Here is a 21,032-nt window from a genome sequence, read left to right as displayed (position 1 = left end):
CTTATAAAACTTTCACGGTTAACAAAATTACGCCCATTGTGCCGCTAGATGAGCAAATAACTGACCTAAACCAACGATGATCAGCACTATTAATGCAATTGCGCTGAGAAAAGAGCAATATACTAACGCCTTCTGCCGCGACACTATCAAACGCTCTGTATCCGTAGTCATTCGCTCAGCGAGCTCGGCGAATAGACGACCTTTCGATTGCTGAACTGCCTCACCTAGCTGAAACCGATAAAGTGCAACTGGAGTTAGCAAACCCGTTGCAAAAACTTTATGTAGTTGTGTTTCACCTCTAGATAATCGTTGCCGCATCGTCTGAATATGCTTTTTTAAATAAAGGGACGAATTTGTTTCAAAAATACGCAAGGCTTGTTCCACGCTTAAGTTCGAAGCAAGCAATAAACTCAATCCTTGCAGCAAGTAAATTGCGTTATATGCACGAAACACACTGAAAACAGCAAGATTTTCAAAATGGCGCCGCTGTGAACCTTGCCAACGTGTTATAACAACGCCAAGGAAAATAATTAAAAGCGAAATTGAGAATAAAATTATTGGCCCCAACTGAAACACCAGCACGCCGGAGGTGTTTAACAGCTCGCTAGCTATAGGTAATGCAATATCATCATCAATATCACTGAAGCGAGGAATAATAATGGCACCGATAAAAGCAACCGCCACCAGCGCTGCAATTAAGAGGCTGCATGGATACACTAAACCCTGCACACAGCGTTTCAACAGTTCTCGCCGTTGCTGTTGAAAGCTCTGATAACTGGCAATAAGAGCTGATAAGCATCCAGCTTGTTGGCCCACATCAACAACCAGTTGCAACTCCTTATCGAAATCCTGACGCATACCAAAAGCGATTGGCTTCCCTTCTGCTAAAGCATTTTTTAGCTTGGCAATAATCTTTATTTCAATTTGAGCCTTTCGCTCCTTTGCCATCAGCTCCATTCCAGAAAGCGCTTTATTTGGGGCTTGCCCATCACCTAGCCATTGCCCAAAATCAACTAAGAACTGAAGTTGATGCTCTGAAGTAAAGCTGCGATTAAATACTATCCGCATAGTTTTCTTCCTTGATAGCTGAAACACCAAAGGCCTGGATACGCATATTTGGTACCACCTCACAAGCATCTTGCAAGGAAACGAGGCCTTGTCTTACCAAACTTTCCGCCTCGCTCGCTAAACTCCGCCAACCGCGTTCGCGCAAATGTTCACGCCAACCATGGAAATCTTGATCACGTATAAATCGACAAGCCTCATTTCCAGGGATTAACACTTCGCTAATGACTACTCTTCCAGAAACACCTCGGTGAAGACAGTGTTCACAGCCGTTACTATTTCTCCTCCACACAGCTCCATCATCTAATCGCATATCTATTTCCCTGCAGTGTTGGCAGAGGCGAGGTAACAGGCGCTGTGCTATGAGCCCTGCAAGTAAATCAGGCTGGCTTAGTTGCACAGCAGTTAAGCCTATATCTAATAACCGAGGGATAATGCCCATGGCATCATTAGCATGAATGGTGGATGCAACTAGGTGCCCGGTTAGTGCGGCGCTTACTGCAGACGTTGCGGTTTCTAAATCACGAATTTCACTCACCTCAACTAAATCAGGATCTTCGCGCAGCACTACCTTCAACATTTCGGAAAAAGCGTTATGCTCAGCCGTATTCGGAACAAACTTTTGCTCTATTGCCGGCTGTACGATTTCAATAGGATCCTCTAAAGAGATCACTTTTCGCGTAGCTGGAACCAAACGGTTCATTGCCGCCAGCGTAGTTGTTTTCCCATGCCCAGTTGGCCCTGAAATTAGTATTAGCCCGATTGATTGCTGCATAAGCATTTGTAACTGTTTTACCGTTTCGTTACCAAACCCAAGGGCTGCTAATGCAGGCACTTCTAATTGTGCACTCTTTTGCAATCGTAAAGTGACGGTGAAGCCGTCTCTACAGGGTGATTTCTGAGCTCTAATTCTTACCTCTCCGTAAGGTTCAGGAAGCGTTAAGGTAATACTAGCTGAAGATATTTTTCGCTCATCAAACACATCTGAGCAATCATCCGATTGGGTATTTAAAGCGGCTGCTACAACTTCGGTAACAAAAATTCGACTACGGTTGCCTTGCCAGCAGAGGAGACCATCAATTCGAAAGGAAATACGCGCATCTTGCCCACACATTCGCAAATGTATATCAGTAGCATCCACCGCCAAAGCTTCAGAAACAATATCGCTCAGTGTTTGTTTGGCAAGGTTCTCACCATATTGCGTTACACCTGATTGAATTTCTAATGCGCGGCGCTGACCATCGGCATCAGTAAGAATTTCTCTAATCATAGCCGCTGGGCCTTCACAGAAGAGCTTAACAGGACAAACATTGCGAGCAGCAAAGGCTATTTGCTGCAACTCAACAAAATGCTTACGCCAGGCCCCCGGTGATGCGAGTAACCGACCATCTTCAAGAACAACAGCAACCACTTCAGGATTATTCCATTGCTGGAAAAAAACCAAACAAGGCTCCAACATTTGTTGAGCTACGTGAACATATCCCAAATCTTGGCGCTCATTAATAATTTCCATAGCTACTCCATGCTAATTTGGTAATGCCAACCTTTCCCGATCAATTCCACTATATTTTTATCAACCCGGACTTTTATTCCCGGCTTTAAATCACTGCCGTTTCTTACCGTAATAACGCGATGAGCATCACCGATTCGGGCAATCCAGGTATCGCTGTGCTTGATGATCGCAAAAGCTTTGTAGCCCAGAAATTCGTTTGGAACCGATGTGTAAATCTCAGCGTTTCCTAGATCTTCATGTTCGTTAACCGCAACAGAATTTACTTGAACACCCAGGCGTTGAATAGCAGCCCAAGCTTCTGCAGCTTGTAGTTGAAATAGTAATTGCTTAGCTCGTGATTCCGCTTGCTGCTCTAGCAGCTTTTGATTACGCAACGAAAGAGCCAATTGTTGGTGTTGATTCGCTTCATCTTTGTTGAGAATTGTATCTAAAGCACTTTTTTCAGCGGCCAACAGCTCAAGGCTAAAAGAGCTTGCAAACGCTAGCCAAACATAGAAATTCCATTTCATCCGTTATGTACTCCATAAATATCAATAGATACATATCCATAAAGCTGATTATTCATTACCCGGTAATTAACATCTACTAACCTAATTGGTAGGCCATCAAGTAAGGTTGATAGCGTAATCAGATCTTCATGAAAATGGCCATCAAACATTATTTGAGCTCTCCTAACTCCCCATTCATGCTGTGTCTCTAAGCCCTGAAATTGAGGGCGACTTTGAGGAATACGCACTCGAATAGTGTCGTTCAGGTGGTCCTCTAGATGTATGAGAGGCTGCAACTCAGACACTGTTGTTAAATGCTCTAAAGCCGGAGGAAGCGCCACGCTTCTTTGCAGCCAGATATCATCTCCCTGCACTCGAACAATTGTATTTAGCTTTTCCGCAAACTGCCTCAACTCACCGATTCTCCCGCTACTACGCTGCATCCGGTATTGCAGTAAACCTTGCCGATATTCAACGAGCGTTACTTCCCACCCCGGCACTTGATAAAGTAAACGTTGTAACTGAGCGTCCAATTGTAATAACGGTGCAACAGCACCTGGGGATTTCGATAATATGAAATCAATTCCGGCATCTTCCCGGCTATCTACCCATTGCTCTTGCTCAACATTATCAGGCCACGCGTATAGACCAATTAAAACACTGAAGGAAACAGCAAATCCGGCAATCAAAAGCTTTTTAACCGGATTGGAAATTTGCCGGAACTTCGGTATTTCATGGCTCAATGTTGGCCAACTATCAATTTCCTCGCTAATAGGCCAATGGGTTTGCAATAAATCAAAAGCGCTAGGCTCCTTGGTAAAATAGAATACTTTTGGTGAAAATTTTTCCAACTTAACCAGACATTCAATTAGATTAGGTAATTGTTCAAGTGAAACCATCTGCTGACAAATTGCAGCCTCTTGATTCCACGCTAGCACCAAAAACTTGCCTTCTATTTCACAGCAAACTAATACTGCTGGGTAACAAAATCGCTTTAATGCCCAATCAAAATAGTTTGGCATGGGCCTATCGCTAAGCTGAGCCCACTTGCTTCCACCTAATCTCACGACACCGCCAAATTGTGCTTCGTATTGATTAGCTAGTTTCGCAAGCTCAAACCAAGCAAACCGATTCGAAACCTTTGCCAGTAGCACATTAAAACTCATAGCATAGCCCCTGCATTCAAGATTCGCGGAGTGAGTAACAATAGTGTTTCCGAGTGTTGCCGGTGATTCTGCCTCTTTCCACCAAGCAGCCATGAACCGAAGGAACTGTTTTGCTCCCACTGCTGCCGACTATTTTCCAAGCCCGAAATAAGCAGCGTTTCCTGATCGGCAACAATAGCTTTCATGAAGAATTTTTTACGACTCGTTTGCGGTGTTTGTATAATCATCTCACCTGAACGAACCTCATCAATACTGCGTAAATCTGACAACGAAGTAGATAACTGTAGAAGCACTTGCCCATTGGCTACTTTGGGCAGCACGTATAGCTCGAAACCCGTTCTTACTACCCCAGGAATGAGTAAATCACTGGTTCCCACGTTAGCCGTTGAGCTTGTACCCGAGGAAGCCAGATAAGTGACATTATCTTCAAGAATAATCTTTGATATTTGATTGTTTAACGTAACTAACCGAGGGTGATTGCTAACTTCCACAACACCTTGTTGGTTTAACGCACTAATCAAAGCGCTCGCACCTGCCATTGGCCCACTCTGCCGCTGATAGCCTAGCGCCGCCCCAGATGCAGATACGGCCGAGTTTGAACCCGATAATAGATTCACTACACCCGACCCACGGGTCATTTGATAGATCAAATCCCAATCAATTCCGGCCTGTTTCGAATCGTTGAAAGTAACTTCGATAACTTGCACATCAATAGCCACTTGCCGAGTTAAGCGCTCGTTCTGCTGAACCAAATATTCACGAACCTGCGCAACATGTTGCGGTAAATCACGAATTAAAACTGAGGTTGAACTCTGGTTAACCGCAATTTCTCCATGTTCAGAGAGTAACAGCGCTAGCGCACTTTCGAGATCATCCCAAACCGAGAGCGATTCACTGGCAAAGTTGAGATATTGTGGCGATTCATCGCTTAAGCCACTATTAAACGCAACCTGAGAACCACCGCCAATGCTGGCTGCAGCGCCACGCTCTTGGCCATCCGCACCCAAGAAAAAATTAGTAGCACCAGCCAAAAAAGCGACATCAAATTCTGCCATTTCATATTGTCGCCAAGTAACTAAGCGTTCATCCGCAACAAATGACAATCCTGTTAGCAATGCAATTTGCTCAATCGCCTCTCCAACAGTGCCGTGATGCCGAATACTAATCGGTTGTTGAGCATCTATTTGATCGAGTAAGCGAATACTTACTCCCAAAGGAGCTGTTATATCCTGCAATGCCTGCATGAGTGGATACTGATCAAAGGCAAATTCTAAATTCAAATTAAACCACCCCGGGCCACTTTTTTCCGGAAGCTGTAAAGGAGGTACGAAATAACCTTGATCACGCACAATTCGGCTTGGCGTTTTATTTTCTGAGGGCAGTGCATACGCAGCTTGTAACCGGCCCTCCGCAGCGCTTCGTGTTGTTTCATAACTAGCTAAATTGCTGCAACCAAACAAGACCGGGAGCGATAGAAGCAAGATCAGAATGCGCATCATAAACCTCGCTTGGTATCAGTAAGATAATCAACAACGGCGGTATGATTGGCATGCAAAGTTACTTTGATTTGGTAGGGAGCTAGCAAATTTTCGAGCAGTTCATCCCAAGAAGCAGCACGCATCGAATAGTGAGTTGGCCAATAATGGCCTCCGGCTGCATACCAAACAACACTTTGTACCCCCCAGTGTTGCTTTAGTAACCTTTCTAACTGCGGCCGAAGTAATCCTGGCGTCAAATTAATTTGTGCCCACTGGCTATTCTCGATAATCGAATTCGCAGCATTGGCAGAAGTTTGAATATTTAAAGGTGGGCATGCAGGTAGCCCCTTTGCCATAGCATTAGGGCTACCGAACATAACTATGAATAACATTGCAGATCCCGAAACCTTCCGTTGATTCGGATGCATAGCAAACTCCTTTTGCTAAAAGCCGACATCCTGTCGACTGATACGATTGATTAGAAGAACCTAAAGCAGCTGAGCATTAGCTTTTCGCTGCTGCCCTCTTTTTCACTACTTTTGTAGTTGTTTTCTTTACTGCTTTTTTTGTTGCTGTTTTCTTCGTTGTTCTCTTCTTCGCAGCTGCTGCTGGTTTCGTTTCATCTTCAACCCAGCGGCCACTCTCATAGTGTGCTTGCCATCCGGTAGCTTTGCCATTTTCTTCAGTCATAACGTACTGAATTTTATTTTTACGGCTAAAACGCACAACTGCATCGTGACCAGCTTTATCTTCAACTGGCGCATCTGCCAAATAATGAAATTTTTGCGGTAAGCGTTCACGGAAACGCTGCAGTTCTTTAACCGTTACAGCGCGTGTTTCGCGAGATTTAGGGAACGTACTAGCCGACATGAAGATACCCGCAGCACCATCACGCAAAACAAAATACGCATCTGACTTCTCGCAAGGTAGCTCTGGCAAATGCACTGGATCTTCGCGCGGTGGAGCCGCTTCTCCGTTTCTCAGCAGTTTGCGAGTGTTTTTACATTCATCGTTGGTACACCCAAAATATTTACCGAAGCGCCCTGCTTTCAGCTGCATATCACTGCCACAGCGATCACACTCAATTAACGGCCCATCATAGCCTTTAATTTTAAAGACACCCTTCTCCACAAAATAACCATCACATACCGGATTATTACCGCAAACGTGGAGTTTACGTTCTTTATCTAATAAATATGAATCCATTGCCGTGCCGCACTTCTCGCAACGTTTTTTAGCACGTAACGCCAGCGCTTCAGCTTCGCCATCATCGTCGTCAGAAACTTGTACAGCCTCATCGCCTGAAACTAAATTAAGCGTTTGTGTACAGCGTTCTTTAATCGGTAAATTATAGCCAGAGCAGCCTAAGAACACACCAGTCGATGCGGTTCTAATGCCCATTTTTCGGCCACATTTCGGGCAATCGATATCGGTTTCAACCATTTGATTGCTGCGCATTCCGCCAGCTTCTTCGCTATCTTCGGCGGCTTCTAGGGTATCTTTAAAATCACGGTAGAATTCATCTAGAGCGGTTTTCCAATCTTGCTTGCCTTCCGCAATATCATCTAACCGTTGTTCCATTTCCGCGGTGAAGTTATAGCTCATTAAATCACGGAAGTTTTCCGTTAACCTATCGGTAACGATCTCACCCATTTTTTCAGCGTAGAACCTACGGTTTTCAACTCGTACGTAGCCGCGATCTTGAATCGTTGAAATGATCGAAGCGTAGGTTGAAGGCCGTCCAATACCTCGTTTTTCAAGCTCTTTTACTAACGAAGCTTCACTGAACCGGGCCGGGGGCTTGGTAAAGTGTTGCTGAGGGTCTAACGCCACAAGTTTAAGTTCAGCGCCTTCTTTTAAATCTGGTAGATGCGTATCTTCAGCACCTTTGCGGCTCATTGGTGGTTGCACTCGTGTCCAACCATCAAAACGCATAACGCGGCCGCGGGCTTTCAGCTCATAATCGGCAGCTTTCACAGTAATAGTGCTTGCGTCGTATTTAGCTGGTGTCATTTGGCACGCTACGAATTGCCGCCAAATTAACTCATATAAGCGCTCTGCATCGCGCTCCATGCCACTTAAGAGGTTAGAACGTACTTTCACATCTGAAGGACGAATAGCTTCGTGAGCTTCTTGTGCGTTAGCTTTAGAACCATAAAAATTTGGCTTTTCTGGCAAGTAAGGTTTGCCATATTCTTTTTCAATAAAACCACGCACGCTGCTCAGTGCATCTTGCCCTAAATGCGTTGAATCGGTACGCATATAGGTAATGTAGCCCGCTTCATATAAACGCTGAGCCATCATCATGGTTTTCTTAACCCCAAAACCTAAGCGCGTACTTGCAGCTTGTTGCAAAGTTGACGTTATAAATGGTGCTGATGCTCGGCTTGAGGTAGGTTTATCTTCACGAGAAACAACTTCATAGCGTGCTTTTTCTAGCGCACTTACCGCCGCCATTGCTTGTTCTTCGTTAACCGGCTTAAAACTCTCGCCTTGGTAACGGCTTACCGCAAACCGCACATCTTCTTTTTGTGCATTTAAATCTGCATGAATATCCCAAAATTCTTCAGGTACAAAGGCTTTAATTTCGCGTTCTCGTTCAACAACCAAGCGCATAGCAACTGATTGCACTCGCCCAGCAGAAAGGCCCCGGGCTATTTTTTTCCACAATAGAGGCGAGAGCATGAAGCCCACAACCCGATCTAAAAATCGCCGGGTTTGTTGCGCATTAACGCGTGAAACGTTCAGCTCCGTAGGCACTGAGAAAGCTTGCTGAATCGCCTTTTTGGTAATCTCATTAAATACTACTCGCTGATAGCGATCATCACTGCCGCCGATGAGCTCACGTAAATGCCAAGCAATAGCTTCCCCTTCTCTATCCAAATCCGTTGCGAGATAGACAGTATCAGCTTTCTTTGCCAACGCTTGGAGCTCTTTCACTACTTTTTCTTTACCGGGCAAAACCTCATAATGAGGTTCCCAGCCATGTTCAGGATCGATACCCATGCGCGATACTAAGTTCACATAATCACGATCACGCTTATAAATCTCTTTTTGCTTCGCAGACATTTTGCGAACTTCAGCGGGTGATTTAGTTGGAGCCTTAGCACCGCTTTTAGTTGGCAGATCTCGAACGTGACCAATACTCGATTTCACAATAAAATCGGGACCGAGGTACTTATTGATCGTCTTCGCTTTTGCGGGGGATTCGACAATTACTAGTGCTTTACCCATGAAATCCAATGTCTCTTTATTAGTGGTGCAAATGGTTAGCTGGTTATTTGGGCTTCTGTATAAACCTTCAAACGTAAATATTCAAGGGGATTCAGCAATTACCCCTCCTTTTTAAGATATATAGGGATTAACGCCAAGAAACAACCCGAAAAATGAAATGAGCTTAAAATCTATGTATAACTGAATAGTTAAGCACTCTTAGTTTAGCTTCTCTATACCAGTATTCAGAACGGGCTTTTAACCCGCGTGAGGTTGCGTATAATGGCGCCATGTTAGAGCATTTTCGAATGTTTAAAAAAATTCAGGAGCACCTTTTTATCATGCAGCATTATGAAGTTAACTTCGATGGTTTAGTAGGCCCCACACACAATTACGCAGGCTTATCGTTCGGCAATGTAGCCTCACTAAGCAACGCAAAAAGTGCGTCGAGCCCAAAATCTGCCGCGAAGCAAGGGTTGCAGAAAATGAAGGCTTTGCAGGAAATTGGCTTGGTTCAGGGAGTTTTAGCACCTCAGGAGCGCCCGGATATTTATGCACTTCGCCGCCTTGGCTTTAGCGGCAGTGATCAAGCAGTATTAGAAAAAGCGGCAAAAGAAGCACCTGCAATTTTCCGCGCCTGTTGTTCAGCCTCAAGTATGTGGACAGCAAACGCCGCTACCGTATCACCTAGTGCTGATACAAAAAATGGTAAAGTTCATTTCACCCCAGCGAACTTAACGAACAAATTTCATCGTTCATTAGAACCACAAACCAGCGGTCGGATTTTAAAATCCATGTTCGCCAACAGCCGATTTTTTGAACATCATCTACACCTGCCAGATAACGAGCATTTTGGCGATGAAGGAGCTGCTAACCATACCCGCTTTTGTAGTGATTATGGCAATGCTGGTGTTGAGTTATTCGTATACGGCCGCCATGCTTTTGATAGCAGCAAACCGGCGCCTTCGGTTTACCCCGCTCGGCAAACCTTCGAGGCTTCTGAAGCGATTGCCCGGCTACATGGGCTGAGTGAAGATAACGTAGTGTTTTTACAGCAGAATCCAGATGTTATCGACCAAGGCGTATTTCATAATGATGTAATTGCAGTGGGTAACCAAAACGTGATGTTTTATCACGAGCAAGCATTTCTGAACGAAGCACCTGCATTTGCTGAACTGGAAGCAAAACTTGGCCAACCGATGCACTTTATTAAAGTACCAACATCGGCCGTGAGTGTTGATGATGCGGTGCGTACATATCTGTTCAATACCCAGCTAGTAACACTAAAACCCGGATATATGGTGATTATTGCCCCCACTGAATGCGAAGAACACCCGGGCGTAAAAGCTTACTTAGATAGCTTGATAAACAGCAATACACCGATAAAGGAAGTGCGTTATTTCGATGTAAAACAAAGTATGCGTAACGGCGGCGGCCCTGCTTGCTTACGGTTACGCGTAGCCCTGAATGATCAGGAACTTGCAGCGGTAAACCCTAACGTAATACTCACCGATGAGCTATTCATTCGCTTGAATCAATGGGTTGATAAGCATTACCGCGATGAGCTAGCCGTGAGTGATCTAACTGACCCTAGCTTACTTATTGAATCGCGCACTGCCCTTGATGAACTTACGCAAATTATGAATTTGGGTTCGGTTTACCCATTCCAACGCGTTTAGTTTTACTCGTTAGGTACAAAAAAAGCGGCTATTAGCCGCTTTTTTTGTATTCCGTAACCACTTATTTCAGCAATCAGCTCTTTAATTTAGAGTATTTTACTTCACCGTGTTGCTCGAATAATTCGTGATCTCAGCACCTTCCGCTGCTAGCAGCTCTAAAAGCCCCTGTTCTGCACCAAAATGCCCAGCCCCTACTGCAATGAAGTAAGCGTTCGAATCGTTCGTATCGAGTAATGGTTTCAGCTGTTCCATCCAAGCGTTATTGCGCCGCCACAGTAGAGCTTCTAGCTGTTCTTCGGTCATTGATTCCAAGATCAGTGCCATCAATGCATCTAAATCGCCCTGAGCCCAAAGAGAAGCCAAGTTATCCATGTCCAGTGCCCCTTCATCGATCTGATCGAGAAGCCTTGTGAGAAACTCTGTATCGGATTCTACGGCACCATTACGCATCGATTCAATTTGCTGCTCGGCAGTTTCTAGGCCTTCAAACTCAATACCCGATTCTTCCGCCCATTGCATTAACTGCATTTCAGAGCCCTGCTCGGCATCAAAACCTTGCGCCATAGCAATTTGCACGCTCACCATAAGTTCAAACAACCAAGGCTGCATATTGTCCAGCATAGCCGCCGCTATAGCATATTCAGCTAATGCGGCTTCAGTTTGTTGCCAAAGCTCAGAATCTACATTCGCCGACATTTTTTCATTACGAAAGCCATATTGAAACAATAATGGCCCAGCTTTTTCGAGCTCTTCAGGGGTGAGCTCTAGCCAAAACCGTTCACTTTCAACAAACGCTTCTCGCGCTCGCGAAGATAATTTAGTTTCCTCACCACCTACATGAATAGTTCCGAGGAGCCACCACGTTTGTTCACCATATTGTGCACGGTAGAGAACTTCTGCTGAGCTGGTGCCAATAGCACCAACAAATAATATTAGTGCTAAAAAATATCGAAATCCTTTCATTAATCTCCCTCATTATATAATTCAGGATTAGTACTATCCTGGTCATCTTCAGCGCGGGCAGTATCGTTACGTGCCGCATCAAGGCGGTCAAGGTAATCTTGATCTATATCACCGGTAACATACTCACCATTAAATACTGATGTTTCAAACTTTTCTAAAGCTAAGTTTTCACTCTTAACAGCATCAATTAAATCAACTAAATCCTGATAAATCAAACCATCAGCTTTAATGATTGCGCTAATTTCTTCCGCTTCACGGCCGAAACCAATCAATTCATTTGCACTCGGCATATCGATGCCATAAACATTCGGGTAGCGAATTTCCGGAGCAGCAGAAGCAAAGTAAACGTTCTTTGCGCCTGCTTCACGAGCCATTTCAATAATCTGTTCCGAAGTAGTACCGCGAACAATTGAATCATCAACCAAAAGCACATTTTTATCTTTAAATTCCGCGCGAATCGCATTCAATTTACGGCGCACTGATTTCCGCCGTTGTGTTTGCCCCGGCATAATAAAGGTACGGCCAATATAGCGATTTTTCACAAAGCCTTGGCGATAAGGAATATTTAGCACTCGCGACATTTCTAGCGCGATATCACAGGCTGTTTCTGGAATCGGTACGATTACATCGATATCTAAATGCGCATATTCGCGCTGAATTTTCTCACCCAGTTTTCGGCCCATATTAATGCGGCTCGCATACACCGATACACCATCAATGGTTGAATCGGGCCGAGCAAAATATACATATTCAAAAATACAAGGATTGTACACCGGCTGTTCAGCACACTGTTGGCTGAAAAACTCGCCCTGTTCGCTGATATATATAGCCTCACCTGGTGCCACATCGCGCTCATAAACAAAGCCAGTACCATCAATAGCAACACTTTCCGATGCCACCATATACTCTGTGCCTTGTGGCGTTTCTCGTTTGCCTAATGCAAGCGGACGAATGCCATGAGGGTCGCGGAAAGCCACAAGCCCATGGCCAATAATGACCGCTACCACAGCATAAGCACCACGAACTTGTTCATGTACACGCGCCACAGCAGAAAATATTTCGTCTTTTGAAAGCTCTAGTTGCTTACTTTCCATAAGCTCATAGGCAAAAATATTGAGCAAAATCTCAGAATCAGATGAGGTATTAATATGCCGCCGCGCTTTTTCAAACAAAGCTGCTTGTAAAGCTGCTGCATTGGTAAGATTACCATTATGGGCCATGGCAATACCGAACGGAGAGTTTACATAAAAAGGCTGAGCTTCAGCTGAGCTGCTGGTTCCCGCAGTAGGATAGCGAACATGGCCAATACCCATATTGCCGGTTAAGCGGCGCATATGGCGAGTATGAAATACATCGCGAACTAAACCGTTCGATTTGCGCAAACGCAGTGTTTGGCCATCAATCGTCATGATACCTGCAGCATCTTGTCCTCGATGCTGCAGCATCGTCAGTCCGTCGTAGAGCGCTTGATTAATTGGTTGATTCCCTACGATCCCGACAACACCACACATGCACAAACCTCTCGTTGATTATTCCGGCTGTAAAAAGCTGGAAGTATTTTGCAGATATTCAAAAAACCATTGAATGTAAACGCTAAAGTGCGGAATAAGCAGCGAATTTTGCCACCAAACATTCTCGGCCATTGGAGTAAATGTATCGGCGGCAAAAAGCAGCGCGCTTACAATAAGCACACCACGCAATGCACCAAAAACAGAACCGAGCACACGATCGGTGCCGGACAGGCCAGTTTTTTCTACTAACTGGCTAATAAAATAAGTAATGAGCGCACCCACAATTAGGGTGGCAATGAACAACGCGGCTACCGCAACGCCGTTGCGAATCATGGTATCTTCAATGCGAGTGAAGTATGCAGCAAGCTCTAAGTAAAACTGGCTGGCAACAAAAAAGGCGGCTATCCAAACACCGAGTGAAAGCGCTTCCCTAACAAAGCCACGAACAAGGCTCACAATGACAGACAACGCTATCACCGCAATAATTGCGTAATCGATCCATTCCATAATTTAGCCCGCCATAGTGGAATTTTCGCGCATTCTATCAGAAGAAACACGCTCGTGCCTGCTGTTTGTTTGAATGTTTACTATTGTGCTGGGCGATACTCAACTACCCTACCCGATAAGCCCGATATTTCCCTGAGCCGCGGCAATTGAGCTTCTAACCGAGCGGCATTTACATCTGGGCCAACTAGTAAGAGTGTTAATTGGTCACCTTGGCTATTTCGCGTATTGCGGCTGTATGCGGAATACCCTTCTGCCCGTAACTCGTTAACAATTTCAGCAACACGCTCAGCATTTCGAAACGCACCCAGCTGAATAACCCAGCCATCATTTAAATTTTCAGCGGTAGCTTCAGTGTTTTCTGTTTCAGCCGTTCCTATTTGAACAGGAGCTGCTTCACGAGGCTCTTGCACCGCAAAATCATTATCATCCACGAACACATTCGGTTCACGCACCGCTCGTTCAGAGAAATCATCAGGGAATTCAGGAGCGGTCATTTCTGAACTAACTTGTGGCCGCAATGGGCTAACTTGGAATTCTTCATCAGGGTTATAATTTTTACCTGATAATAAATCCGGTAAAATAATAACGGCCAAGGCAATAACGATTAATGTGCCTACTATTCGGTTTTGCAGTTGACTGGCCACCTTTGCTACCTCTTTTAATCGCTATGTTGCTTATGCATACGGTTCTCATGTAATGCCGCAACCGTAAGAAATGATCCGAAACACACTATAACATCATCAGCATCTACTTCAGCTTTTGCCTTTGTAAATGCAGCTATTGGATCGGAAAAACATTCAGCTACCACTTCTGCCGGTAAAGCATCCCGAAGCACATCGGCACTAACGCCCCTTGCGCCATGTAGGGATGCAAGATACCAATGATCGATAACGGTGAGCAAGGGTGCTAGTGTTGCCGAATGCTCTTTATCTTTCAACATTCCGCACACAGCTACAATACGCTTACCAGTGAACTTTGTTTGTAAGGATTGCGCTAGATACTGCGCAGCATGAGGGTTATGGCCAACATCAAAAATAACGGTTGGTTTGGTACTTACGGTTTCAAAACGGCCCTCCAATTGTGCCGTTTGCAAACCTTTTGCCGCATGTTCTGAATTAATGTTTAGGTTACTTAACTGCAACGCTGCAAGCGCTGTTAACGCATTAGCAAAAGGTAAAGTTGGCATTGGCAAGTTCTGCCAGAGGCTGTTTGGGCCCTGAAAATCAAAGCATTCTTTTGTTTGGCTATCGGCTTTCGATGCGCTAGCAGAAAACTCTTTGCCTACACAAAACAGCGGCGCATTAATTTCCTCAGCATACCGAACTAACTTTAATGGTGGCGCTGGATCACCACACACCGCAGGCTTGTGTGGGCGATAGATACCGGCCTTTTCAAAACCGATTTGCTCGCGGTCAGAGCCTAGGAACTCAATATGGTCAATACCCACACTGGTTACCACACTCACATCAGCATCAATTATATTAACGGCATCAAAACGCCCACCAAGTCCAACTTCTAAAATAATAACTTGAGGCGAATGTTGTTGGCATAACCAAATGGCGGCTAATGTGCCAAATTCGAAATAGGTGAGGCTGGTTTCTTTGCGGCCTTCCTCTATGGCGCAGAACGCACTAACATGTTCACTTTCTGGTAGCTCAGCACCATTGAAGCGAACGCGTTCTGTGTAACGGAGCATATGTGGGGAAGTGTAAGTAGCTACCGAAAGCCCAGCAGCCAAACAAATTTGTTCAAGATAACGAACCGTAGAGCCTTTACCGTTTGTGCCACCCACGGTAAATACTGTTGCGTCTGGTGCTAATAACTGCAAGTTTTCAGCAACCACTCGAACACGCTCAAGCCCCATATCAATCGGACGATGATGAATGCTTTCTAGGTATTCAAGCCATTGCTGCAGGCTCCATTGAGCCTGCATTTCTGAACATGTTTTCAACGCCTTGGCTCACTCAGCAGGTGTTTGAACTTCCGGGTTTACGGTAGGTAAATTTTGCATCATCGCTAATAATCCACCGATACGATCGCGCATTTCACGGCGATCTACGATCATGTCAATAGCGCCATGCTCGAGCAAAAACTCTGCGCGTTGGAACCCTGGAGGCAAGGTTTCACGAACTGTCTGTTCAATAACCCGAGGGCCCGCAAAACCAATTAAAGCATTAGGCTCTGCAACATTAACATCACCCAACATAGCTAAACTGGCTGATACACCACCCATTGTTGGGTCGGTTAATACAGAAATGAATGGAAGCCCTTCTTCACTCATTCGCGCCAAAGCCGCCGAAGTTTTCGCCATTTGCATTAATGATAACAAAGCTTCTTGCATGCGTGCGCCACCAGAAGCGGAAAAGCAGATAAGCGGAATTTTGCGTTCCAAACACACTTCAGCTGCTTTGACGAAACGAGCACCTACAACTGATGCCATCGAACCGCCCATAAATTTAAATTCAAAAGCTGCCACACATACCGGCATACCTTTCAAATTGCCACTCATAGCAACCAATGCATCTTTCTCACCGGTTTCTTTTTGGGCAGCCACTAGGCGATCTTTGTATTTTTTCGTATCTTTGAACTTCAATCTATCTTGCGGTTCAAGATCTGCACCAATTTCTTCTTGGTGTCCCGGGTCTAAAAATGCCGCCAAACGCTCACGCGCTGATAAACGCATGTGGTGGCCACATTTCGGGCAAACATATAAATGGCGCTCTAAATCAGCGCGGTATAATATAGCTTCACAACCTTCGCATTTACTCCACACCCCTTCCGGAATGTTTTTCTTTTTACTTGATTGTGGCTTAGCAAGAATTCGTTCAATCCAGCTCATAAAACTTAATGTCTCCCGATACCCTAAGTATCGTCTTTGTTAAATCACCGGTTAAGGATATACATTAAAGCACAAACGCAGCCGATAGTGCAGCAAGAAGTGGTCTAAACACTCAGCGCCTCTTCTTAGTATCGGCTGCTCAATAGCTATTCGTTTGTATCCACTAAGCGTTCTGGTAAAAATAGCGGCCCAATTGGCACCTGCGGGATGCCGAACTCCTCAGGGTAAATTACATCAACCAAATATAAACCGTTAGGCTTAGCTGTAGCGGCCGCGAGCTTGCGGTCACGAGCTTGTAAAAGCTCAGCCATCCAACTCACTGGTTGCTCGCCTTGGCCGATAATGATTAACGAACCCACTATATTGCGCACCATATGGTGCACGAACGCATTTGCTTTAATATCGATCACAATAAAATCCCCTACTCGCTTTACCTCCACGAAGTGGATATTGCGAAATGGGGTGTTCGATTGGCAATGTGATGCACGGAATGATGTGAAATCATGCTCACCACAAATCGCTTGCGCTGCTTGATGCATTCTCTCAGCATCGAGCGCATGATAACAATGTGTTATGCCTTGCTTTAAAATTCCCGGCCGCAACGGCGAGTTTTGAATAATATAGCGGTATCGCCGGGCTGTGGCGCTAAAACGAGCGCTAAAATCATTGCTCACTTCGGCATACCAACGAATAGCAATATCATTGGGCAAAAGGGCATTCACACCGAGTGTCCATGCCCGATCATCACGCACATTAGTAACATCAAAATGAACCACTTGCCCGGTTGCGTGAACCCCGGCATCGGTTCGCCCAGCACAGGTAACCGCTACGGGTTCCGCAGCTACCTGGCTAATGGCTTTTTCCAAACATGCTTGTACGCTTGGTACTGCTTGTTGACGCTGCCAACCGTAATATTGCTGGCCATCGTACTCTACTCCGAGCGCTATTCGCATTGCCTATTTCTGTTCCTTTATCTTTTCCAATAATTGTTCGGCTTCCGCTTGCAATTCTGAATCAGCCACGGGCATTACTTCTTCAAGTGCCGCAATTGCTTCATCGTGTTCACCCATTTCCAAGTAAGCACGAGATAAATCTATTTGTGCGGCGAGCTCTTCGCGTTTAGCTAGCGCCGCTTCTTCTTGCGTTTGCCCAGCATCTAAATCACTATCAGCATCGGCATCTGCTTCTGCTTCATCTAAAATATCTGAAATCTCACGATAGCTATCAACCGGCTCTTGTGGGTGTTCTGGTTGTTCAGTTTTAGGCTCTACTTCCGCAGGCTCTGCAGCAGCCACGGCTTCTTTGTGCTGCTGTGTTTCAGCCAAATGCACTGCTGTTGCTGCTTTATATGGTGAGTCTGATTTTTTACTCGGTACATTTTTGCGCAATGCCACTACTAAAAACGCAAAAATCAAACCAATAAATGCTAGTGGAATCACAATACCAGGCCAGCCTATAAACCAAGCGAGGCTTGGCTCATAAACGGTTTCTACTTCACGCTCAACTTGCCGGCGTTGTGCAGGCGTTTGTTCTGTTCGGGCAGCTAAAGCAGCTTCGGCGGCGCCTAACGCAGTTTCAAGCTCTGCTACCTGTTCCTGCAACGCTTCGTTTTCACGAGTTACGCCGCGCAAATCTCGTTGTGTATCATTTAGTTGTTGCTCAACTTCATTCAACGCTTCGTTATGCTGTGCCTGCAGTTCTTCTACATTTACTCGTGCCTGGCTAGCTAACGCTGCAGCTGCAAACTCCCCCCCTAATAGCGGAATCATGCGTTCCCTTGCACGTTCTGCATTTTGCGCTCGAATATCACTAGCAGAAGGCACATAGAGCATCACACCCGTAGCAAGGCGATTGATATTATCTTCAGGAAAAAGTTCTGGGTTGGCATCAACAAGTGCCGCCATGGTTTGATATATGCTAACACTACGATCCGGGTGAATCCGGTTCGCAATAAACCACATTGTATCTTGTTTAGCTACCGGCCCGTATGTTTGCTTACTATTTTGTTCGCTTAGCTGATCTTGAGCCATACTAGCCGTTGAGAAAGCTAAAGCTACTACTAGTAAGGCCAAGGCGACCCATCGTAATGAAGCACCTTGATTGCTGATTTGTTGTTGCATGCTTGTCATTTTTGTTCTTCCTGCTTGCTCATTGAGCTCGCTCTGATGCAGCTACTCCGCATCGAATACAGCTTGCCACTAACACCATTAATTCAGTTTCCAAAATATTCTGCGTCTAGAAGATGCTCGTTCACATCACCAGTAATCACGCAATAAATGTTCTGCAATCTGAACGCTGTTGGTTGCCGCACCCTTGCGAATATTATCGGCAACAACCCATAGGTTTAAACCATTTGGGTGGGTAAAATCTTTTCGTACTCTTCCGACAAAAACTGTATCTTTGCCCGATGCATCGGTAACTTGTGTTGGGAATTCAGCGTTTAATTCTCGGAGCTCAACACCATCAGCCTTTTCGAGTAGAGCTTTTACACGCTCTACATCAATCGGCAGGCGCGTTTCTAAATGAATCGCTTCGGCATGTCCAAAAAACACCGGCACACGCACGGCCGTAGCATTCACCATAATGCTTTCATCACCTAGTATTTTTTGTGTTTCCCAATGCATCTTCATTTCTTCTTTGGTGTAATCATTTTCTAAAAACACGTCAATTTGTGGAATCGCATTAAAGGCAATTTGCCGGCTAAATTCTTCTGGTTCTGCTGGCAAACCATTCAACAGCTTAGATGTTTGTTGTGCCAGCTCATCCATAGCCGAAGCGCCAGCTCCCGATACTGATTGATAAGTAGCTACGTTAATCCGCTCGATACCAAATTCATCGTGAATAGGCTTTAGCGCAACTAACATTTGAATCGTTGAACAATTTGGGTTCGCGATAATGTTGCGGTTACGAAACTCAGCTATAGCGTGCGCATTCACCTCTGGCACTACTAATGGAATATCTGGCTGATAACGAAATTGGCTGGTGTTATCAATTACTACACAGCCAGCGTCAGCGGCTCGTGGCGCAAAAACTTCGGAAATACTGCCACCAGCTGAGAAAAAAGCTATTTCCACCTGGCTCCAATCGAAAGTTTCAGCGTCTTCAACAACGATATCTTCACCACGAAAACTTATTTCGCTGCCAGCTGAACGGCTACTCGCAAGTGGAAACAATTGCTTTACCGGAAAACCACGCTCTTCTAAGCATTCGATCATCTGTTTGCCCACTAAACCTGTAGCACCCAATACCGCAACGTTTACTTCAATGCTCATTTACAACCCTCAAAACCTAAAAAGAGTGCAGCTTAAGCCACACACAATGAATTTATTGTAGCGGATTACCCACGCCTTGCGTTTGTTATCGAAAAAGTTTTACTAATATCGGCTGTTCTTCAACAATATTATTCACTTAGTACAAACGTGAAACGGCCTCTATTCTACGCTGCTCGCACACTAAAACCCAGCGCTTCAAGCTGTTTCTGCTGTTTTTCAGAGCACTCGGGCGCGCAAACCAATATTTGGCTCCATAATTCTCGCCTTAGCGCGTATTCTTTTCGTAATTTATCAAACCCTGTCGCGCTAAGTCCATCTCGGCGAAAATTACTATCATCTTGATCAATAGCATAAATATTGTTTACCCAGCGTATAATATCAGCCTCAGTATAATCACGTGATATTTCTATCGTACCATCAGCAAAACCCGGGAGTACTCGGCGTTCGGGTATTATTGGCGCTGGCAAATTGAGTAATTCATGTAGTTGTAAATATAATCGATAGGTGCCACGAATTTTACCTTCAATACTGTGCCCTGCAATGTGTGGCGTTGCGATATCCACCAACGGCACTAATTCTCGCATTACCTTTGGCTCCCCTTCCCATACATCGAGGGCTACATAGATATCTTTAGCTCGCTGTAAACGCTGATACAATGCATCATTATCCACAACAGCACCACGGCTAGCATTAACTAGTAAAGCTCCGGGCTTCAATGTATTCAGCCGCTCTGTATTGAAAAGGTGCCAGGTAGTAAAAGGGCCAGTGCGTTGCATGGGAACATGGCAGGTTACCAAATCAAACTCGGCAAGCTGTTGCCAACTACTAAATTCAATATCAGTGCCCGCCTCTTGCTTGATCGGATCAATGTAAGCTACTTGCATGCCAAGGGCTGCTAACCGCTTACCTGCCTCACTGCCGGTATTACCGGCGCCAATAACTAAGGCGCGTTTACCATGCCATGAAAACTGATGCTTTAGCGATACAGCCAATGCCGCACTTAATACATATTCACCCACAGCAACTGCGTTACATCCCGCTGCATTCGCGAAAGTAATATTTCGTGCTGCCAATGCATTTAAATCCATATGATCGGTACCGATAGTTGCCGTACCAACAAACTTCAATTTAGGTGCCTTGGCTAGCACCTCCTCGGTAATTTTGGTAACTGAACGAATCAATAATATTTCCGCCTCAGCCAACAATTCAGAAGGAAGCTCCCTACCCTCGTAAAAGTGCAATGCGCCAAACTCAGAAAAAAGTTCTTTTGCAGCAGGTAGATTCTGATCAATTAAAAAATTCATCCAATGTTCCTTTATCCGCAAGATGTTCGCGAAC

General features: G+C 45.1%; 18 protein-coding genes. 1 reads left to right on the top strand and 17 read right to left on the bottom strand.

Annotated elements, in window-relative coordinates; all coding sequences use genetic code 11:
• Window positions 1-27: 27 nt before the first annotated feature.
• The 7 genes from A28LD_RS00265 to topA form a co-directional block, all read right to left on the bottom strand.
• A complete protein-coding gene (locus tag A28LD_RS00265) occupies window positions 28-1,068 on the bottom strand; it encodes a type II secretion system F family protein (protein ID WP_007419052.1) in 1,041 nt (346 codons plus the stop codon).
• The gene (locus tag A28LD_RS11765) at window positions 1,052-2,578 is read right to left on the bottom strand and encodes a GspE/PulE family protein (protein ID WP_007419051.1); all 1,527 of its coding nucleotides are present in this window, start codon (window positions 2,576-2,578) and stop codon (window positions 1,052-1,054) included. The genes A28LD_RS00265 and A28LD_RS11765 overlap by 17 nt, the downstream gene beginning before the upstream one ends.
• A 2-nt stretch (window positions 2,579-2,580) precedes the next feature.
• Window positions 2,581-3,087 (bottom strand): hypothetical protein, encoded by a 507-nt coding sequence (locus tag A28LD_RS00255; RefSeq protein WP_007419050.1) that lies wholly within the window; start codon window positions 3,085-3,087, stop codon window positions 2,581-2,583.
• Window positions 3,084-4,232: a hypothetical protein gene (locus tag A28LD_RS00250; protein WP_007419049.1), complete on the bottom strand. Its 1,149-nt coding sequence runs from the start codon at window positions 4,230-4,232 to the stop codon at window positions 3,084-3,086. Before A28LD_RS00250 ends, A28LD_RS00255 begins: the two co-directional genes overlap by 4 nt.
• Entirely contained in the window at window positions 4,229-5,731 is a 1,503-nt protein-coding gene (locus tag A28LD_RS00245) for a hypothetical protein (protein ID WP_040486702.1), read from the bottom strand. Before A28LD_RS00245 ends, A28LD_RS00250 begins: the two co-directional genes overlap by 4 nt.
• Window positions 5,728-6,138, bottom strand: coding sequence for a hypothetical protein (locus A28LD_RS00240; protein ID WP_007419047.1), 411 nt, complete (start codon window positions 6,136-6,138; stop codon window positions 5,728-5,730). Before A28LD_RS00240 ends, A28LD_RS00245 begins: the two co-directional genes overlap by 4 nt.
• Before the next feature lie 76 nt (window positions 6,139-6,214).
• A complete protein-coding gene (topA, locus tag A28LD_RS00235; RefSeq protein ID WP_007419046.1) occupies window positions 6,215-8,944 on the bottom strand; it encodes a type I DNA topoisomerase in 2,730 nt (909 codons plus the stop codon).
• A 320-nt stretch (window positions 8,945-9,264) separates the two neighbouring features.
• Here topA and astB point away from each other — a divergent pair, with 320 nt between their 5' ends.
• Window positions 9,265-10,602, top strand: a complete 1,338-nt coding sequence (astB, locus tag A28LD_RS00230) for an N-succinylarginine dihydrolase (protein WP_007419045.1) — start codon at window positions 9,265-9,267, stop codon at window positions 10,600-10,602.
• A gap of 96 nt (window positions 10,603-10,698) precedes the next feature.
• Here astB and A28LD_RS00225 read toward each other — a convergent pair whose 3' ends face one another.
• From A28LD_RS00225 to A28LD_RS00180, 10 genes are all read right to left on the bottom strand, one after another.
• The gene (locus tag A28LD_RS00225) at window positions 10,699-11,565 is read right to left on the bottom strand and encodes a TraB/GumN family protein (protein ID WP_007419044.1); all 867 of its coding nucleotides are present in this window, start codon (window positions 11,563-11,565) and stop codon (window positions 10,699-10,701) included.
• Entirely contained in the window at window positions 11,565-13,076 is a 1,512-nt protein-coding gene (gene purF / locus A28LD_RS00220; RefSeq protein ID WP_007419043.1) for an amidophosphoribosyltransferase, read from the bottom strand. Before purF ends, A28LD_RS00225 begins: the two co-directional genes overlap by 1 nt.
• Before the next feature lie 18 nt (window positions 13,077-13,094).
• The gene (locus A28LD_RS00215; protein ID WP_007419042.1) at window positions 13,095-13,583 is read right to left on the bottom strand and encodes a CvpA family protein; all 489 of its coding nucleotides are present in this window, start codon (window positions 13,581-13,583) and stop codon (window positions 13,095-13,097) included.
• A gap of 80 nt (window positions 13,584-13,663) precedes the next feature.
• A complete protein-coding gene (locus A28LD_RS00210; RefSeq protein ID WP_007419041.1) occupies window positions 13,664-14,227 on the bottom strand; it encodes an SPOR domain-containing protein in 564 nt (187 codons plus the stop codon).
• 14 nt (window positions 14,228-14,241) lie between these two features.
• Window positions 14,242-15,534, bottom strand: coding sequence for a bifunctional tetrahydrofolate synthase/dihydrofolate synthase (gene folC, locus A28LD_RS00205; protein WP_202796065.1), 1,293 nt, complete (start codon window positions 15,532-15,534; stop codon window positions 14,242-14,244).
• A 9-nt stretch (window positions 15,535-15,543) separates the two neighbouring features.
• Window positions 15,544-16,422: an acetyl-CoA carboxylase, carboxyltransferase subunit beta gene (gene accD / locus A28LD_RS00200; protein ID WP_007419039.1), complete on the bottom strand. Its 879-nt coding sequence runs from the start codon at window positions 16,420-16,422 to the stop codon at window positions 15,544-15,546.
• A 146-nt stretch (window positions 16,423-16,568) separates the two neighbouring features.
• Complete coding sequence (gene truA, locus A28LD_RS00195; RefSeq protein WP_007419038.1) at window positions 16,569-17,375, bottom strand: tRNA pseudouridine(38-40) synthase TruA; 807 nt, start codon at window positions 17,373-17,375, stop codon at window positions 16,569-16,571.
• A 3-nt stretch (window positions 17,376-17,378) separates the two neighbouring features.
• Complete coding sequence (locus A28LD_RS00190; protein WP_007419037.1) at window positions 17,379-18,551, bottom strand: FimV/HubP family polar landmark protein; 1,173 nt, start codon at window positions 18,549-18,551, stop codon at window positions 17,379-17,381.
• Between the two features lie 126 nt (window positions 18,552-18,677).
• On the bottom strand, window positions 18,678-19,694 hold the full coding sequence (locus tag A28LD_RS00185; protein WP_007419036.1) for an aspartate-semialdehyde dehydrogenase: 1,017 nt from the start codon (window positions 19,692-19,694) through the stop codon (window positions 18,678-18,680).
• Between the two features lie 164 nt (window positions 19,695-19,858).
• A complete protein-coding gene (locus A28LD_RS00180; RefSeq protein WP_007419035.1) occupies window positions 19,859-20,998 on the bottom strand; it encodes a 4-phosphoerythronate dehydrogenase in 1,140 nt (379 codons plus the stop codon).
• Window positions 20,999-21,032: the final 34 nt, after the last annotated feature.

Origin of the sequence: Idiomarina sp. A28L (assembly GCF_000218785.1) — a bacterium.
In the GTDB taxonomy this organism is placed as follows: Bacteria; Pseudomonadota; Gammaproteobacteria; order Enterobacterales; family Alteromonadaceae; genus Aliidiomarina.
The sequence above is the reverse complement of the archived record's forward strand: the minus strand, read 5'-3'. Positions and strand labels throughout refer to the sequence as shown.

Excerpts from the sequence above, each read along its gene's own strand:
- A28LD_RS00265 (WP_007419052.1), bottom strand. The coding sequence starts at position 1,068 with ATGCGGATAGTATTTAATCGCAGCTTTACTTCAGAGCATCAACTTCAG.
- A28LD_RS11765 (WP_007419051.1), bottom strand. The coding sequence starts at position 2,578 with ATGGAAATTATTAATGAGCGCCAAGATTTGGGATATGTTCACGTAGCT.
- A28LD_RS00255 (WP_007419050.1), bottom strand. The coding sequence starts at position 3,087 with ATGAAATGGAATTTCTATGTTTGGCTAGCGTTTGCAAGCTCTTTTAGC.
- A28LD_RS00250 (WP_007419049.1), bottom strand. The coding sequence starts at position 4,232 with ATGAGTTTTAATGTGCTACTGGCAAAGGTTTCGAATCGGTTTGCTTGG.
- A28LD_RS00245 (WP_040486702.1), bottom strand. The coding sequence starts at position 5,731 with ATGATGCGCATTCTGATCTTGCTTCTATCGCTCCCGGTCTTGTTTGGT.
- A28LD_RS00240 (WP_007419047.1), bottom strand. The coding sequence starts at position 6,138 with ATGCATCCGAATCAACGGAAGGTTTCGGGATCTGCAATGTTATTCATA.
- topA (WP_007419046.1), bottom strand. The coding sequence starts at position 8,944 with ATGGGTAAAGCACTAGTAATTGTCGAATCCCCCGCAAAAGCGAAGACG.
- astB (WP_007419045.1), top strand. The coding sequence starts at position 9,265 with ATGCAGCATTATGAAGTTAACTTCGATGGTTTAGTAGGCCCCACACAC.
- A28LD_RS00225 (WP_007419044.1), bottom strand. The coding sequence starts at position 11,565 with ATGAAAGGATTTCGATATTTTTTAGCACTAATATTATTTGTTGGTGCT.
- purF (WP_007419043.1), bottom strand. The coding sequence starts at position 13,076 with ATGTGTGGTGTTGTCGGGATCGTAGGGAATCAACCAATTAATCAAGCG.
- A28LD_RS00215 (WP_007419042.1), bottom strand. The coding sequence starts at position 13,583 with ATGGAATGGATCGATTACGCAATTATTGCGGTGATAGCGTTGTCTGTC.
- accD (WP_007419039.1), bottom strand. The coding sequence starts at position 16,422 with ATGAGCTGGATTGAACGAATTCTTGCTAAGCCACAATCAAGTAAAAAG.
- truA (WP_007419038.1), bottom strand. The coding sequence starts at position 17,375 with ATGCGAATAGCGCTCGGAGTAGAGTACGATGGCCAGCAATATTACGGT.
- A28LD_RS00190 (WP_007419037.1), bottom strand. The coding sequence starts at position 18,551 with ATGACAAGCATGCAACAACAAATCAGCAATCAAGGTGCTTCATTACGA.
- A28LD_RS00185 (WP_007419036.1), bottom strand. The coding sequence starts at position 19,694 with ATGAGCATTGAAGTAAACGTTGCGGTATTGGGTGCTACAGGTTTAGTG.
- A28LD_RS00180 (WP_007419035.1), bottom strand. The coding sequence starts at position 20,998 with ATGAATTTTTTAATTGATCAGAATCTACCTGCTGCAAAAGAACTTTTT.